Source organism: Acinetobacter sp. NBRC 110496, from assembly GCF_000876115.1.
GTDB lineage: Bacteria > Pseudomonadota > Gammaproteobacteria > Pseudomonadales > Moraxellaceae > Acinetobacter.
Genome location: NZ_BBTF01000014.1, coordinates 12685 through 30165, shown reverse-complemented (window position 1 = coordinate 30165; position 17481 = coordinate 12685). Strand labels below are relative to the sequence as shown.

The 17481-nt window shown below is 37.8% G+C and carries 14 protein-coding genes; 1 reads left to right on the top strand and 13 read right to left on the bottom strand.

Annotated features, from left to right (window positions below):
* Positions 1-184: 184 nt before the first annotated feature.
* The 3 genes from mumR to Aba26S_RS09075 all read right to left on the bottom strand — a co-directional run bounded on the left by mumR (position 185) and on the right by Aba26S_RS09075 (position 3089).
* The gene (mumR, locus tag Aba26S_RS09085; RefSeq protein ID WP_043971538.1) at positions 185-1096 is read right to left on the bottom strand and encodes a LysR family transcriptional regulator MumR; all 912 of its coding nucleotides are present in this window, start codon (positions 1094-1096) and stop codon (positions 185-187) included.
* Between the two features lie 159 nt (positions 1097-1255).
* Complete coding sequence (locus tag Aba26S_RS09080; protein ID WP_043971535.1) at positions 1256-2053, bottom strand: SDR family NAD(P)-dependent oxidoreductase; 798 nt, start codon at positions 2051-2053, stop codon at positions 1256-1258.
* A gap of 91 nt (positions 2054-2144) precedes the next feature.
* Complete coding sequence (locus Aba26S_RS09075) at positions 2145-3089, bottom strand: DUF4424 family protein (RefSeq protein WP_043971534.1); 945 nt, start codon at positions 3087-3089, stop codon at positions 2145-2147.
* Between the two features lie 739 nt (positions 3090-3828).
* On the opposite strand from Aba26S_RS09075, the gene Aba26S_RS09070 reads away from it, so the two are divergent.
* Positions 3829-4953 (top strand): Fic family protein, encoded by a 1125-nt coding sequence (locus Aba26S_RS09070; protein WP_043971532.1) that lies wholly within the window; start codon positions 3829-3831, stop codon positions 4951-4953.
* Between the two features lie 17 nt (positions 4954-4970).
* Here Aba26S_RS09070 and Aba26S_RS09065 read toward each other — a convergent pair whose 3' ends face one another.
* The 10 genes from Aba26S_RS09065 to Aba26S_RS09020 form a co-directional block, all read right to left on the bottom strand.
* A complete protein-coding gene (locus Aba26S_RS09065; protein WP_043971529.1) occupies positions 4971-7847 on the bottom strand; it encodes a type I restriction endonuclease subunit R in 2877 nt (958 codons plus the stop codon).
* A gap of 51 nt (positions 7848-7898) precedes the next feature.
* Positions 7899-8996 (bottom strand): PD-(D/E)XK nuclease family protein, encoded by a 1098-nt coding sequence (locus Aba26S_RS09060; protein ID WP_043971527.1) that lies wholly within the window; start codon positions 8994-8996, stop codon positions 7899-7901.
* Positions 8997-9005: 9 nt separating this feature from the next.
* A complete protein-coding gene (locus tag Aba26S_RS09055; protein WP_043971524.1) occupies positions 9006-10142 on the bottom strand; it encodes a restriction endonuclease subunit S in 1137 nt (378 codons plus the stop codon).
* Positions 10142-11710: a type I restriction-modification system subunit M gene (locus Aba26S_RS09050; RefSeq protein WP_043971521.1), complete on the bottom strand. Its 1569-nt coding sequence runs from the start codon at positions 11708-11710 to the stop codon at positions 10142-10144. Before Aba26S_RS09050 ends, Aba26S_RS09055 begins: the two co-directional genes overlap by 1 nt.
* 249 nt (positions 11711-11959) lie before the next feature.
* A complete protein-coding gene (cas6, locus tag Aba26S_RS09045) occupies positions 11960-12841 on the bottom strand; it encodes a CRISPR system precrRNA processing endoribonuclease RAMP protein Cas6 (RefSeq protein WP_043971519.1) in 882 nt (293 codons plus the stop codon).
* Between the two features lie 12 nt (positions 12842-12853).
* The gene (locus Aba26S_RS09040) at positions 12854-13951 is read right to left on the bottom strand and encodes a putative CRISPR-associated protein (RefSeq protein WP_043971516.1); all 1098 of its coding nucleotides are present in this window, start codon (positions 13949-13951) and stop codon (positions 12854-12856) included.
* Positions 13952-13960: 9 nt separating this feature from the next.
* Positions 13961-15040: a type III-B CRISPR module RAMP protein Cmr6 gene (cmr6, locus tag Aba26S_RS09035; protein ID WP_052500218.1), complete on the bottom strand. Its 1080-nt coding sequence runs from the start codon at positions 15038-15040 to the stop codon at positions 13961-13963.
* Between the two features lie 4 nt (positions 15041-15044).
* Entirely contained in the window at positions 15045-15389 is a 345-nt protein-coding gene (gene cmr5, locus Aba26S_RS09030; protein WP_043971514.1) for a type III-B CRISPR module-associated protein Cmr5, read from the bottom strand.
* A gap of 15 nt (positions 15390-15404) precedes the next feature.
* Positions 15405-16262 carry a type III-B CRISPR module RAMP protein Cmr4 gene (gene cmr4 / locus Aba26S_RS09025; RefSeq protein WP_043971511.1) on the bottom strand — a complete coding sequence of 286 codons (858 nt, stop codon included), beginning with the start codon at positions 16260-16262 and terminating at the stop codon, positions 15405-15407.
* Between the two features lie 22 nt (positions 16263-16284).
* Positions 16285-17481: a type III-B CRISPR module-associated Cmr3 family protein gene (locus tag Aba26S_RS09020; RefSeq protein ID WP_043971510.1), complete on the bottom strand. Its 1197-nt coding sequence runs from the start codon at positions 17479-17481 to the stop codon at positions 16285-16287.

Below are 17481 nucleotides of genomic sequence, written 5' to 3'. Positions count from 1 at the left end.
TGGACAATACGACTTTTTACAGAAAAAATTTAAAGTAAGAATATGAATTTATTAATTTTTTATTTTTAATATTGTTCAATATAAATTTTACTTATCACATTCCATAAGCTGCTTTTATGGCTTATCCAACAAATGACCTTGTTCTAGAGCAAAGCAATACACTGTAAAGTAAGTGAAGCAGCTTCTATTTTTTGATGTGTTGATTCAGCCTTTGCATCGCACTTTCCGAGACCATCACGGCGACATCGGTTAATTTCTCTTTTAAAGCAACATCACTGCCTTGAATATAAATCGAGGTAAAGTGAAAGGTCTTTAACTGAATTGGCGTATTTAATATTTCTAATCGACCATCGGTAATTTCTTTTAAAGCGGTTAAGGTCGGCACCACAGCGATTCCCAAACCTTGCTCAGCCAAACGTAACAGTGTGGCTAAAGAATAACTGGTGATCGAAAGCGGCTCATCCAGCCCCTGTTCCTTCATTTTGGCTTTCAGCTCTTTATAGGGATAGGTAATTTTTGGATAGGTTAAGATCGTATGCGACATCAGGGTTTTCAATGACATTTGAGCAATCCCTCCTTTAAATGAAGGTGAAGCCAAGAAGCTGAGTTCAAAATCACAAAGTGCCTGTTCAATACATTCAAAAGCTAGCGTCGGCCCGAGTAAAAAGGCCATGTCAAGATCGCCTGTGCGTACACCTTCTTGTAAATTCGGGGTCAGATCAACCACAATTTCCACCGAAACTTTGGGAAATTCTTGCTGAACTTTCTCGATATATTCGACCAACCATGTGTAGACAATAGTTTCCGAAACGCCTAAACGAATTATGCCAGTCAAATGCTGATTTTCAGTTAATTCTGCGATGAGTTCAGTTTCTAAACGCATCAATTTTTCAGCATATTTAAATAAGGTCATGCCCTTATGCGTGGGTTTCAGTTGGCGAAAACTTCGATCTAAAACTTTAAATCCAAGGTCATTTTCAATGGCAGTGATTTTTTGTGAAACTGCTGGCTGAGTGGTCTGTAATTTTGTCGCTGCCTTATTAAAACTATTCAGCGTCACCACCCAGTAAAATGCTTCCAGATTTTTTAAATTCACGTTTCATCCTGTCTTAAAAAACTCCTCTCTTTTATAGTATGAAAGGTATTTCCATAATTAAGCTAGCAACATCAGCAGTTTTTTATGCAAGCCGCCTAGCATCAGAGCAACAAATACTCATTTAATCGTTTGAAATAAAACAAAATATAATATTTATTTTTAATCAATTATTGCACCAGCGGTCATGTTTACAACCGTTGCGGTCATTGAGTTCGCATGTTCCGAGGCAAGGAAAGCAACGGTTTCTGCAACTTGTGAAAGTGTCGGTAGTCGCTTTAGCATGGTGCCCTGAGCAGCACCTTCAAGCCATTGCCCTATGCTGAGCCCCATGGCCTGTGCTTTAGACTCAAACAATTCACGTGTATAAGAACCCGCTTGAACCGCATCAACAATTGCATGCGAGCGCACACCGAGTACCCGTATATTTTTAGAACCTAACTCACTGGCAAGCGCCTTAATAAACGCTTCAATTCCAGCACAGCCCACAATATGTCCTAAATGTCCCGGTATTGCCATCCGAGCTGATGGTGCCACAATTGAAATGATGGTTCCGCCGCGCTTACCGCCCATATAAGGAACCACAGCTTTCGATATATTAAACTGCGTCGTTAGAAATGGATTTATTCCCCCAACGAACTCATCAAGGTTTAACTCCAAAAGTTCTTTACCCTGATTATGTATAAAACTGGTCGCATTAATGACGATATCGAGTCCATCCGTCGCTTGGGCAATTTGAGCAACTGCCTCACTGGTTACTTGGCTATCTAGCACATCAACACTAACGGTATGTACCACACCTTTATGTTTTTGCAGTTGTGTCGCAATGTTTTGTAGTTTATTTAAATCTCTTGCGCATAAATAAACATGTGCTCCTTCACGAAGAAAAACCCGCGCAATCGCAGTGCCAATTGCACCGCTGCCTCCAAAAATTACTGCTACTTTTCCCTTGAGCAACATACGGCATCCTCTTGTTATTGTGCGCCATAGTTAGGTTATGACACACAATAACAAGTGATGCAATTTTATACAGATTAAAGTTTGTATGGGTTTATGGGAGATGAACAAAAATAACGTCTAAATCTTGTTTTGGTACAAACTTGGTTTTGCTCATTTGAAATTGAGTCGGACTAATTTTGTTAACTTTGCCATCCCAACAAAATGAAACCAGTTCGTCTTTATCACGCTCAATCGTTAACTTAAAGTTTTCAATAGGCTTTGCCCAGTTAGCACCTGTCGTCAAAATATAACCTAACGCACTAAACGGCGAATGTTCTGCCTGTGCTTTTTTAAGGCCCTGCTTAAACTGTTTATCTATGCAAAATTGCTGGCTATCTTCGTCTGGTGTGAGACCCACAGACCCGCCCACCAAAGGTTGATATTGATGCTGAATTTTGGTCAATGCATTGGCTTTAAAGGTTTGCTTCCAACTATAAATCACTTGAGATGACCATGGAATTTCATCATCTTTTTTAAAATTCGCCAAAATTTTCTGCATTTTTGGCTGCTTACATTGCTTTAATTTATCTACATAATAGGCAGAGTCATCATTGTTGCGAACCCAGGGATTAAGCATCTCTATTTGGCTAAAACCACATTGTTTAAATAGATCTGTTGCATCAATCAGCGGCGACTTTTCATCCTTTTGGATAAAGGTGCGCACATGCATTTCTGGTTTTATATTTTTACCATCAACAATAATTTTAAAGCTTTTTAACAATGCTTCGGTATGGGCAAAATCCGCTTCAAAGAAGTTATCAATACGCGGTAAGGGAAATAAAATGGTTTCCGTCACATCTTGAGAACTTAAATTTTTATACAGATAATCCACCTTAATCAGCTTTTTACTAATAAATAGCTCTTCACTTTGCATCGCAATCTGCGCATTTTTAATATAGGACACTCCACCCGTACCGACATAACCGGTTGAGTCATTAGCGAGACTATAGCTTGGTAGCTGAATCAAAATAGCAGAAATAAATAAAATATTTTTCATTATTAAGTACTCAGTTTAATACTGTAATTATCAAGACAATGATAGCGGCTCAAGACTCCGGCTGTTAACTTATTCCACTTAATTTTGCATCGAAGTAAAATCATATTAAATCTTTGACTATGCATCATAAGCATTTAAAAAGAAAAAGTTTTCATGTAAAACCCTACCATTCAAAATCTATGATTTTATCGTAAATGGCTAACTGTACATTGAATATACATACTCTCATTTCACCACCCTTTTTTTCAATAACTCAAATTTGTTACCATTGCATCACTAGAAAGGCTTGAAGCCGCTTTATACTATGGATGCAATTCTCTACGTTTATTTAGTTGTCATCATTATTTGAGTGGCATCCATATTCACAAAAACTGAAATTGGTTCAATCACCAAAAGTAAATATTATTGATTTTTAAAGAGTTTAATACGCATGAATAGCGCTGAAATCATGACTGATCTTTCATCACATACGCCGATGATGCAGAAATACCTTTACATTGATTTATAAAACAATTTTTCACTAATTTCTAAAAACCTATACAACAACCTACACTTTTCCAAAATCATTAAAACAGCCTACACCGCAACCTACCCACCATTTTTTATGCCCATCAAATAAGCAATCAGATTGAATCATTAGATGAGCTGAATCATAAATTTATTTGACTCATTTAGTGAGTCGAATATACACTACAATCTACTCACTCCCATTCTTCACTCTTTCAGAGGATGACCAAATATGTATGATGACTGGATTTGGAAACAGCCTTACTGGACAAGCTTTACATGGAAAGATGAAAATATCCTTCCACTCACCAGACATATTCATCAAAAAATTGGAATCCTGATTGGACAAAGTCAGCATAATCCTGAAAAAGAATACCTTACCCTAGACAACCTGATTGCCAATCTTGTCTCATCCTCAGCAATTGAAAATGAAACTCTGAATGTTTATTCGCTGCGTTCATCTCTGGCAAAACGCCTAGGTGTATCACTGGAACAACCCTATCCAAGCTCAGAACGTTCAGATGGTCTAGCCAATATCATGTTGGATGCCTTAAATAATTTTGAACAAGACTTATCTGTTGAAAGATTATTCCAATGGCATCAATGGTTATTTAATGAAACTGACTGGACGATGCAACGTATTCGGATAGGACAATTACGTGGACATGAACCTATGCAGGTTGTATCAGGGCGCATGGATTACCCTACTGTACATTTTGAAGCTCCACCACGAGATGGTTTAGAGCAACGTGTAGATGAATTTATTCAGTGGTTTAACACAGGTAGAACCAATACCCTGCTTGACCCACTCATTCGGGCTGGCATTACTCACCTATGGTTTGTGACACTCCATCCTTTTGATGATGGTAATGGACGTATTACACGTACATTGACTGACTTGGCTTTAGCTCAGATGGATCAACAAAGTATCCGTCTATATGCTATGTCACCTGTCATCCTGAATAAGCGTAAGAGTTATTATGAAATTCTTGAAGCCACTCAAAAAGGTAATTCTGATATTACAGATTGGTTACTTTGGTTTCTAGAGGCACTCAATGAAAGCCTTGAGCAAACATTAAAGCGTATTGAAAGGACGCTTCGAAAAAGTACATTTTGGCAGGTTTTTTCGGAAGTGGATTTACAGGAGGGGCAGCGTAAAGTTTTAAACCGACTGCTTGATGGTGGGGAAAATGGCTTTGAGCATGGAATCAGTGCTTCACAATATCAGAAAGTGGCTAAAGTTAGCCGAGCAACAGCAACTCGCCATCTGACTGATTTATTGGAAAAAGGCTGTATCATAAAACTTGAAGGTGGTGGGAGAAATACAAGGTATCAAATCCAAAATTTAAGGGTTTAAGTAATTCTAAACCCTTACTACAGCCCCACATAAAACTTCTCAATCAACTGTCGTGTTTTCACTAACAAATTGGATAATACACTGTCCCGCTCAAAAAGCTTGATCTTGTAGTTTGGCAACTCTTTCATTTCTTCTTTTCTTGGTAAGCGTTTATTGAATTCATAATTATCTAACACTTGCTTCATTACTTCAGGCTTTATATTTTCTTGTTCACAAAAGTGCTGATAAGCTTGCTCTTTTTCCGCATCCCAAAACTGAGCAAAAGCCACTTGTACGCTTTGCCCATTGATCATTTTCGGCATGTTTTCTTCGATGAACTTTTGTATCAAGTCTTGCTTGTCATGCAAGCTAATATCACTGCCAATCAGGTCATGTACTTGGGCTTCGTATTTCTTACGCTGCTCATCTGTTTCAGCATTCACTGCCATCTGTAACAGTGTCAGGATATAACCCACATTGATACGATCACTGTGCAGCAAATCCAATTGAAAATCGACATCATCCAGCACCGAGACTTTTTCTTTCTTGGTGGTTTTTCGAATCGCACGACAGAGATCAGCATATTTAGATGCAAAATTCGCAAAGTGCTGTTTATCTAACTTTGTCAGGTCTTGATCGTACTCTATAAAAGTCTGCAATTGAGCGTTGTAACGCATGACCTCACGAAACGCTTTAATAAATTCAAGTTGTTCATCTTCTGTGACTAAGTCATCTACTGTTTGATAGTCAGGCGTAATACTGAGTAGCTTTTCAACGGCTTGCTCATAATCTTGTTTGATTTCATCAAAGCTAGGGACAAGAACGGTCTTCCGTGCTTCTTTATTTGAAAATAATGCTAATGCTTCATCTGTAGCACGTTTTAGGTTACGGAAGCTAATAATATTTCCAAATGGTTTTTTATCATTGTAAACACGGTTAGTCCGTGAAAAAGCCTGAATTAGACCATGATATTTAAGGTTCTTATCGACATACAAGGTATTCAAAGGCTTTGAGTCAAAGCCTGTGAGGAACATATTTACGACCAGTAAAATATCAATCTGCTTTTTCTTTACCCGATCTGCAATATCACGGTAATAAGCATAGAATCCATCACCAGAGTTATAATTTGTGCCGAACTGAGCATTATAATTGGCAATATAGCGATCCAATTTATCACGACTAGACTGATTTATTTGGTTCGGAGTATCCGTTGATTCTTCTTGAATCAATCCATTTTGGTCATTGTTCTCAACAGCTTCATTCGCACCGTAGGAGAAAATAGTCGCAATGGTGAGAGGTTTAAATAATCGACCTTGCGCCTCATCTTGTTGTTGCTTCTCAGCTTGTACCTTTTCAAACAGTTCATAATACTGCGTTAGGGTATCCACTGAACTGACACAGAACATCGCCGTAAACTCACGGTTCTTGGTTTTAGTGTCATGCGTATCAACGATATAACGAGCAATCATTTCTAATCGCTGCGGATTATCATAAAGCTCTTTGGTATCTATCCCTTCAACATCTTCATCATAGTCAAGGTTGTTCTGCATACCTTTAGCAGTATATTTGCCACGATAATCTATTTGGAACTGCAATACATTGCGGTCTCGAATCGCATCCACAATCACATATTGATGCAAACACTGATTGAATAAATAATCTGTGGTGAGTTTCAAACCTGCTTTGGATTGACTATTTTCCTCAAAGATCGGTGTTCCCGTGAATCCAAACATCTGTGCATTACTAAAGAACTTTTTTATGTTTTGATGGGTATCACCAAATTGACTACGGTGACATTCATCAAAAATGAATACGACTTTTTTGTCTTTTAGATAATTGATGTGTTCTAAATATCGGTCTGTGCTAATCGCACGATTCAGCTTTTGAATGGTGGTCACGATAAGCTTGTCATGGCGTTGATCGAGTTGCTTCACTAAAGTATGTGTGCTGTCTGTGCTATCCACACTCTCAGCTTTAAAGGCATTAAACTCGCGTGAAGTCTGGGTATCAAGGTCATTACGATCCACCACAAACAAGACCTTTTCTACATCAGGCATTTTCATGATGAGCTGACTGGCTTTAAATGATGTCAGTGTTTTACCTGAACCTGTGGTGTGCCAGATATAGCCGTTTTGCTCTGAATTCTGTACATGGGCAATAATCTTTTGCACGGCGTAAATTTGATATGGGCGTAACACCATCAAACTTTTACTGGTTTCCAGCATTACCATGTATTGAGTCAGCATGTCTGTAAGATGCTTATGATTTAAAAATGCATCAGCAAAATCGACAATTTCATTGATATGTTTATTGGCAACATCTGCCCACGGAAAGGCAAACTCTATCCCTGTCGTACCGTTTGAATAGTAGCGAGTATTTGCGCCGTTACTGATAATAAAGAGCTGAATAAAACCAAACAGCCCTTGCCCTGCCCAATACGCTTCACGAATATAGCGTTGCGTCTGATTGAAAGCTTCGGCAATTTCCATGCCTCGTTTTTTCAATTCAATTTGAACTAAAGGCAAACCATTGACCAAGAGCGTGACATCAAAACGGCTGGTTCGACCATTAAAATCACGATGATCTACCGTGATTTGATTGGTGACTTGGTATACGTTTTTGCTTGGGTTATCCGATAAAAAGAAAATGTGCTTACTTGAACCATCATCAAATTTAACAGGAAACTGGTCACGTAGATTTTTAGCTCTTTCAAATACAGTGCCTGTATTGAGAAAGCTAATGACCTGCTTCCACTCAGTTTCTGATAATGGTGCAAGTCCGTTGGCACGTTCAATTTGTGTTTTGAGATTTGACAGTAGTTGGCGTTCATCCTTGATGGTAACGGTTGCATACCCTAGCCCTTGCAATTGTGCAATCAGTTCATTTTCAAGTTGATATTCGCTTTGTACTGTCATTTCATCCTCTACTCTCTAAATTCTTATTCGATTTATATTCAATATACTGATTTATCTTAAATTTTTTTCAACTACATCTAACAAACTTGCTTTCTCCAAAATTAAATCTCGAATCGCTTCAAAATTATTTTCAGGTGCTCGCCAATAGATACATAACCAGCGTTCAGTACCACCTTTATATTTTTCAATTTTCCAGTTGAGGTAGCGTGAATCATCATTGCATTTCAAAATAGAAAATGCTTGTTCCTCTAATGCTTCAGGTAAATTCAAAATGTAAGTTGTCACATCAAATACTGTTTCACCTTGATGCTCTTTAATAAATAAAGTGGTATTTGTTAAGTTATTCCACGCATGGTTATAAAAACGAATTCCGCCCCATGTTTCATACTTGTTATAAGCATCATAATCCTCAATCGATTGATTAAGTAGTTGGCTAATATTGTCTACAACTTCTTTAATCGTATTGGTTTTAAGTTTTTGTAACTCTTGAATCTCTTGATAATGATCAAAAATAAATTGGATACGGTTCATATCTAGATTCTGTATACGATAATAACTTTCAAGATGCAGCAAAAACTCACGCGCAAACAAATTCCATTTATTCATGGGATTCGTCATCATTTGTTCTGCAAGGTAAGGTCGGATAGCATTCACCAATTGTTGGTAGGAAATACCGAGCCAATTTGGGGCTTCACTTTTACCAGAGATACTGAGTATCAAGCCAAGGATAGTTTTGCCTTTTGAGCGTGTTTGAGCATATTTCACATAGTCATCAAATGGATTGTTTTGATGATGATAAATTTTTGCTTCTACCAAAATGAGATGAGTATCGGTATCAATCATTAGGTCGATACGATTACTATTATGTGTAACGCATTCTCGCTCCAAATTTTCCACTTGACCTAAACTAGAATTCTCTAGGGTGCTGATTCCCTCAACAACATCACTAAAGCCTTTCCAGAACACCTCTCCTAACTCATGGGATTCTTGAGGGTTTAAGAAAAATTCAAGCAATTCAGTGGTGGGATTTTCGTAATGGTTACGAATCGCAGTATCGAAAAAAGTTTTTTCTCGTGGTGTCGCTTTAAACTTTTTTGCAGAATCTAAAAGTTGTGTGAAATGTTCAAAAGGTGAAGTTGCTAAATTCACTATGTCCCCCTACACAAACATCTGCTGCAACAAGCCTTTTTTCCACTGTTTAGCTTGTTCAATTTGTTGTGCAACGACTTCTATTTTTTGGTCGATGGCAGATAGGAAATTGGCGATTTTGGTCTGTTCCTTTAGAGATGGAACTTTTAACTCAATATTTCCAATGGAAGTCGTATTAAGACTAGGCACACCTGTAGCTTCGTTCAGATTTAACCAATTCACTAAAAGTAATTGTTGAAAGGCGAATTTAGGTAGTATTTTTTTACCTATTTCCGTATAAAACAATGTATCTACAGTCCAAAATTTACCTGATATAAATTGAGGTTTATCTATCGTACCTTTGCGACCAATCAGAATACTTTCCCCGTCATAAAGGTATGAGTCAACATAGCGCATAATGCCGCCAGTACCTAAAACAGGAATGTCACCATCATCTAATTTCTTGTGATCTTTACCATATTTAATTTTAATGACCTCTTTAAATTTTAATTCCTCCCACTCCCCAAACTCACTCCCATCATCCGCTTTAAAACGAACCTGTTGACTAAACAACTTCTGCATCATGCCTTGTTTATACTGGCTGAGTAATTCATGTTTTTGAGTCAGTTGGCTAATCTTTTCATCGACTGCGGAAAGAAAAGAGGCGATTTTGGTTTGTTCTTCTTTAGAAGGTTTATTAATTTTTAAATCTTTCAATTGAGAAGAATACAGGTGAACAACAGAGTTACCCTGAGCTAATTGAGCAATTTCTAATTTTTTTGCTGAACTCAAATAGTACGCGAGCCATTCACCATTTTCGTGATGACTTAAAATATTTAAATCACCACTGAGAATAATATCATCACGCAATACACATGATGCTGTTGCAATATCAATTTGGGTTTCACCTGATGCTGGAATAATTACATCACCAGCTTTGCTTAATACACATTCAGATTTTGATACATTGGTTTTAGATTGAATATGATCAATTACCTGACCATAAGTTGTATAAAGTTCACCATACCGAATACATAAATTAATACCATCTTCTGAGATATCAGCTTTAGATATTCCCTTACCTTTTGAAAAGGTAGCTAAATTCTTTAGGGTTTCTTGCTTCCAATCCCCATCAAACTCTTTAAATCTTAACTTCGGTGCAGCCATTACTTCACCTCCGCAAACGGCGAAGCAATCCCTAGCTCGGCGCAAAACTCACTAATCACCGCATCGGTCTTTTGGCTTTCAACTTCCAAAGCCTGCAAGGCTTGAGCAATTGCATCAAGGTCAATCTCATTCTCAGCTTCAAAAGTATCCACATAACGCGGAATATTCAGGTTAAAGTCGTTGTCTTTCACTTCTTTTAAAGTCGCCACATGCGCATACTTTTCAATATTCTGACGGTTTTCAAATGCCCCAATAATATTGTCCAAATGCTCAGGCAATAACTTGTTTTGATTCTTCTGCTTTTCAAACTCGTTGCTGGCATCAATAAACAAAATATTGTCTTTATGCTCACGGTTTTTCTTCAACACCAAAATACAGGTCGGAATAGACGTGCCATAGAAAATATTGGCAGGTAAACCAATAATGGTATCAATCACATTGAGCTGTTCAATCAAGTACTGACGAATTACACCCTCACTCGAACCACGGAATAAAACGCCATGTGGAAGCACTACCGCCATCGTGCCGTGCTCATCCAATTGATGCAGCATGTGCTGAACAAATGCCATATCCGCTTTAGAACTTGGCGCAAGTTTGCCATAAGCCGCAAAACGCTCATCCTGTAAAAATAACGGATCAGCAGACCATTTTGCCGAAAATGGCGGATTGGCAACCACCGCATCAAAACGCTTGTCCAAATGCTGCGGGCGAATCAAGGTATCTTCTTGCTTAATATCGAACTTGGCAAAATGCACATCATGCAAAATCATGTTCATACGTGCCAAGTTGTAGGTAGTACGGTTCATTTCCTGACCGTAAATCATGTCGACATCTTGCACTTCACGCTTTACACGTAGCAACAACGAACCAGAACCACAAGTCGGATCATAGACTGAACGTAAACGAGTTTTACCTTGAGTTACGATCTTCGCCAGTAAGGTTGATACCGTTTGTGGCGTATAGAATTCCCCTGCTTTTTTGCCTGCACCTGATGCGAACTCACCAATCAGGTATTCATAAGCATCACCTAAAATATCTGATTCAGTATTTGAAATATCAAAATCAATATCGTCTAAATGACTGAGAACCTTTGCCACAAGCTCATTACGATCACTCGCCGTATTTCCGAGCTTGGTCGAATTTAGATCAAGGTCTTCAAACAGATTGGCAAAGTCATCGGCAGAGTCTGAACCCAGCGTACTTTGTTCAATGGCTTTTAGCGTTGCAGCCAAATCATCTAAAATAAATTCGCCTTTACGACCACGTTCAGCAAGCGTATGGAATAGTTGCTTTGGTGTCAGCGCATAGCCGACTTCTTCAATGGCATTCTTTTTAATTTCTTCGATATATGGCACATGCTCAGCGTTATTCTCATCAAGCTCTAAAAAACCAATATCTTCGCCATCAAGTAATTCATTAGCGAAGCTAACTGCTTTTTCAGATAAATATTTAAAGAAGATAAACCCAAGAATATAGTCACGAAACTCATCTGCACCCATTTTGCCGCGTAAGGTATTGGCAATATTCCATAGTTGTTTTTGTAGCTGTTGCAGTTGTACTTGGGTCATTGTTATTAAAGTCCGAAGAGAAGAATGAAACGTGAATAGTTTACCGAAATTTAATTATTTTTCAGCAACATTTGAAAGGTGAAAGACATAATTTGTCGTGCTTACAATAAAGCTTTTATTCAAATCAAAAATCATGGTTTAAAGCTAATCCTCAAGTGATTGGCTAACAGATCTATCCATCAAAGATTTTGAATTATACTTTCTTAAAAGTAGATCAAAAAAGATAACCCCAATTTCTTCAACTTCTGATTATCTTAAAGAATATTGCCCTAAACCAAAGACACAACCTTTTCCTGTATGCAACCATTGCCCCAAATATAAATAATAATATAATTCATCAGATAAGCCTGTGAGTTCAATCGTTCCTCTTAAACCATCAAGATCCATCCGCTGTTTTTGACGATTCGAATAGCGAGACCATTTCACCCACTCAACATCAAACTTGCCATCAACCAATTGGATATCCTTAAAAATCTTTTGTTTCAGTACATCATTTACCGTTAAATCACTATAGATCTCTGCGATTGTCAAATAGCGTCTAAAAATGGCCCAGCAAAAGGTTTTTACATCAAAATTCTCAACTTTTAAAAAGTTGCCCTGATGTTGTAATCTCACATGAGTTACGAGACTAAGTCGACACGAAGATTGTGGTGCAATCAATAGTTTGGGGTGATCACAAATAGAAAAACTCTGGAATTCAGCCTGAATACCGCCATTTGATAGTTGTGTTCCAAAGCCAATTGCTAAAGCTCGCTGCCAAGCGAATTGAATCATCATCAATTGTTGATGAGCCATCTCCCCAATTAACACCATATAAAATCTTGCTACCTGCCCAGATTTTAATAAACCAGGCAGTCCATGTGCTTCTATGATAAAAGGTGGCGGGATATCCTGTACTCGCTCCTGTGTTTTTAGCTCACGTTTAGTTGGATCAAAAAGCTGTCTATATAAGCAGCTTTCTATAGGATTACATTTACATATACCTTTATTACGTTGGGCAGTAAGACAAGCTATACTCTTCAGTGCATGACCAAATGCTCCACGTAAAGTGGAACCTGCATAATCAGGTAACTGCATTGCTGTAAGAACTTTAAATTGGATTGTGTAACGTGTGATTTTAAGGGTGGACATATAAACTCTTTTTTAATGCAAAGCTTTGGTTACTTTCTCTAGAACAAAACTATATCCTTGCTTTTGCATAAAAATACGATGATGTGGATCTAGATCACACTCCCAAAGATTACGATCTTTGTACTGTTTTTCTTGCAATGGCTTAGGATCTAAAGACTTTAAAGCATGCTTACAATCATTTTCAGTATAAGAAGCTAACTCTGCAATACGCTCATTGATAATCTGTAATATTTGAGGCGATAGACTTTTGGTACTTACTTCAAAAGTATCTGCATAAATCACTCGCTCAGAAATGCTATCTAGTAGTTTTTGCTGATAAATTTGTTTATAACCACTGTGCCATAGTAACTCCCCCCATTCTGACAACACGACAGTTTGTTCATCAAGTTGAAACAGTAAACTATCTGGAATCTCTTTCCAGTCATTTCTTTGAACAGGTAAATCATTACTTAAACGGCGAAATACATATAAATGGCGATGAATGATATTTTCATCTAATAAAAACGGTAGCTTTGGGATATATAATAATTCCTGACTACTTTCAAATAGATAAAAAGTCTGATCGGCATAAATCGTCGATAACGCTTGGAGAAAACCATTTAACCCCTTAAAACCACCCGTTAAATTGAAATAGACCGCATAACCATTTGCCCTATATCCATCAAAAAGCTCTGCTAACTGTTTAACAAGGCTAGATAAGGACTGCCTAAATCCCTGTAAAGATGCAGTGTTAAGTCCATCTGAACTAATAACTTGTGTTTGACAGCCTCTTTGTTGCAGCCATAATGCAATACTTTCTGCTGTAAATTTCCCCAAATAAGTATCAGTTGCTAAGAGGTAATATATATCCTGACTATTTAGGATATGTTGAGATTGCCAGCTTAATAAGCTATTTAATTCAGCACTATTTTTCTGGGCGTTAGCTTCGTCAGCCTGTAAGAGTAATTGGCGGCGATGTTCAACATGCTTTTGTAAGTTTAAAAAAACATCAGGTTCAATATCCTGTTGTTTGTGATTACTATACTTACTAATTAAACGGCGAAGATCATCACTAATTCCGCCATTTGTAAGTAAGCTTGTGCCACAAGTGTTTAAAATTAAAGAAGGCATCATCATTCCTTATTGCGGTAGAGTCTGCCACAAATCTTTTGCCGCACCTTTTTTCTTACGATCAGCACCGACATGGTCATAAACTGATTGAGCAACTGCTCGTAATTTAGGGTAAGACTCAGGAGGCCATTGTACCGATTTTACAATAATATCTTTTAGTGCTTGACCTAAAGGGTTGCCACCAATCCCCCCTCCTTTGGGTGATTTTACAATCTTTTCTTTCAACTCATTAATAAGCTGGTCATATTCAGGTAAGTCTTTTTTCATCTGTTCCTGAATAAAATCATTCAATTGATTTACTAATTTTCTTTCTGCTTCTTTAAAATACCCATAACCGCTCGATGCTTTTGCCCCTAAACCATTCTGGAACAGCGCGTTTTCCAAGAGCTGTTTAGCGAAATCTACCCATTGCTTATCGCCCTCAATAGCAAAATAGAAACTCCCCTGAACTGCTACTTGTTGATTCGGTACTGGGCTATCAAAATCTGTGGCTTCCGTTTGTGCTCCTGTATAATACTCCTGATGATGCACCGTCACGATTTCTTTCACAAAAGGTTTCTGCACACTTGTTTTAGGAATCCACCATGCATCATGCCAAATTAAATAACCAGCAGTATCATTGAGCAGATTCCCTTCACCATCATGTAATGGATCGTCATCCCCATGACCAAATAAAATTGTTAAATATTTAGAATCTAGCCGTATTGCCTCAGCATATTGACGTACTGCACCTTTGATACTAGAACCTGCAATCATAGGGAGACCATAGGTATGATGAGTAATCACCCCCGTTTCAATACTTCCACCAATATTTAACCCTGTGAATAATCGTCCATCAACTGTTGCAACAGTCGTTGCAAAAGTACTTGATCTTGCTCCCGTAAATTTTAACCAGCGCTCAAATGCAAGTTCGTATAATTGTGACGGCTGTACACTTGTAATCGTATCAATCAATACACTTTTTAATGGTTTCTCACCAGAACCTTCGTATTTAGCCAATTTACGTTGCAATAATAAACCTGCATGTGAGGAATCAACTGTTATGTGATCAAATAGCTCTTTTAGTCTATCTCTCATTAATTTTGCCATAACATTACCCCTCCAATAATGCTTGTGTATAGCGTTTTAACCATGCTGAGGCATCTAAACTTTTACGTGTAAGGTATTGATATTCTGTTACCGTAGAGCCAATAACCTGCGTATGTAAAGAATCTGCATTTTCAATTTCTAATACATGCGCTAAATCTGCTAAATATTGTAGATGTTCGACTTTACCCTTGCCTTGTAAAAATCCCACCGCTTGCGCCAAACCTGCTTGCAAAATCATGGTCGGAAAAGTTAATGCTAATGTACGGTATTTCTTTTCAATTTCACGACCTTTAACATCATTAATTTTAGGATAAGCTCTAATTGCATATTGTTGTGTACGAATTGTCATTCCAAACTCCCCAATTTATTCTTGAACAGCATTTAAAAGAAAACGACACAAACCACGCCCTACCGTATGCTTACCACCAAGCTGTAAGGCTGTTTCACCGACTGGTAACAAATTTGACAAAGCTTTTGCATCTAAACCAGAACGATCACGAGCTTGGCTAATCCCCATGACTCCCCATAACACACTATCTGTTGGCAAATTTTCTTCTGTCCATAATGCGCCATCTTTCACAATACGAGTTTCTCGCTCAATACGAATTCGAGTACGAACTTCAGTTGCTGTGTCAGCTAAAAAGGAAAAAGTATCATCAGGTAAAATAACAAAGCGAGCTTTAAATGCTTGCTGCCAATCTGCACTATCAGGATATAAAGCTTGAGCTATTGCTTCTGCCCAACCATCTGCACTATTTGTTGTATCTGTTACATCAATATCCAAATCTTCTAATGCAACTTTATTACCAAGTTTTAATACAGTAGCCTGAGTCACAATTGCATTATTCGCTACAAGCACATCCAAAGCATTAAGCTGTAAATCTCGTTGATATTGCTTTAAAATAAAAGGACAGGTTGCATAAGCGACTGTACCTGCAAATGAGCGAATCGGTAAAATAAGAAGATGAGCATCACCAAAAGCAATTGCTCCTGCAAAACTCGCCTCTTGTTGATGGTACGGCCCAAATAAAGTATGAACTTTCTCTTTACCTAATGGTTTTTCCCATTCATCACGCAATACACCTTTTAACGATGAACCTGGAACTAGAGGCAGATTTGTTGCTTTAGAACGAGCGATCGGCAAATCGACTACCCCAACACCTTGCCCTGTTCCTACATGTAGTGCTGATAATGCTTGTAAATGAAAAATACGTGATTCCATAATCTATCCTTAATCTTAAAAATTATTGTGCTGACCATGCTGTGATCATCGTTAAACCAAAGCCATCTTTTTGATCTTGTAGATCATCTGTCAAATTTTTGAACCAGAAGTGATCAATATCTTGCTGTGTCAATGTGCCTGACAAGATTTCAAACCAATATACTGAACCTGCGGCAACCGCTTTACGCATTGCTTTAGGTTTCCATTGCTGTAAATCCCACCCCGAAACAGGTAACCAACGATCAACTGCAACTGCTTTTAAAGCCACTTGAATATGAGGACTATTTGGTAATGTTCCAATTAATGTCTCTTGATCGAGCCATGCTGGTAAATATCCATTTTGGAATATTGAAGGAGTAAGTAATGTGAGCTTAAAACCTTTTTGTAGCTGAACGTTCTGATGCAAATTTACATCCATATCTGGAAAGATAGCGTGTTCAACTTTTTTAAAGTGAGATAAACGTCGCTCCCCTCCAAATGTTGCTAATCCTTGTTGTAATTCGCACTCCGCACCAACCACAAAAACCAATCGTGAATTTGACCATATCGTGTTTGGTTCTGTTGTTATTTTTTGATGCCCTAAGTCTAAACCTGCTGTTTGAAATAAATATCCATCATCACTCGCTAATGAATCATTATTTAATGCAACATGAGTACGAATATCAACAGGAATATTTTTTAGTCCATTTTTCTGAATATCTCGAATATCTAAGGCATTATCATTTTGCCATTTAATCAAATCATCGAGTGACCAATATTTAATGCCAGACTCTGGCTTACCTTTAATATGATCTTGTTCCATTTGCACAGGGATTAATTTTTGATGCAAATCACTATCACAATCTTGATCAAATTGTTTTGGAATTAATCGAATAAGCTCTGTAGCTTGCGTATCTTTGTTCTTAAAGAATACTGCATCACTAGGTTTTGGCACTAAAAGCGTAATATGATGATTCTCATCTTGTTTCGCCAATAAAGCTCCCGCGCAAGCGATATCACGTAATTCTTTTACCTGATCATCTGCTAAGGTTGCTCGTTGCTCGTTATTTCCTTTAAAACCATTCTGATTTTGTTCAAGCTTCAAAGCTCGAATCAAACCCGCTGCACTTGAAGGCAAAGGAAATGTCGCATCATCTTGATAAGCCTGTGTTCCAAATGGCTTACCTGAACGAAATACCAATGGTGCAAGTGATTCAATGAAATAATAGTGTTTTGCCAT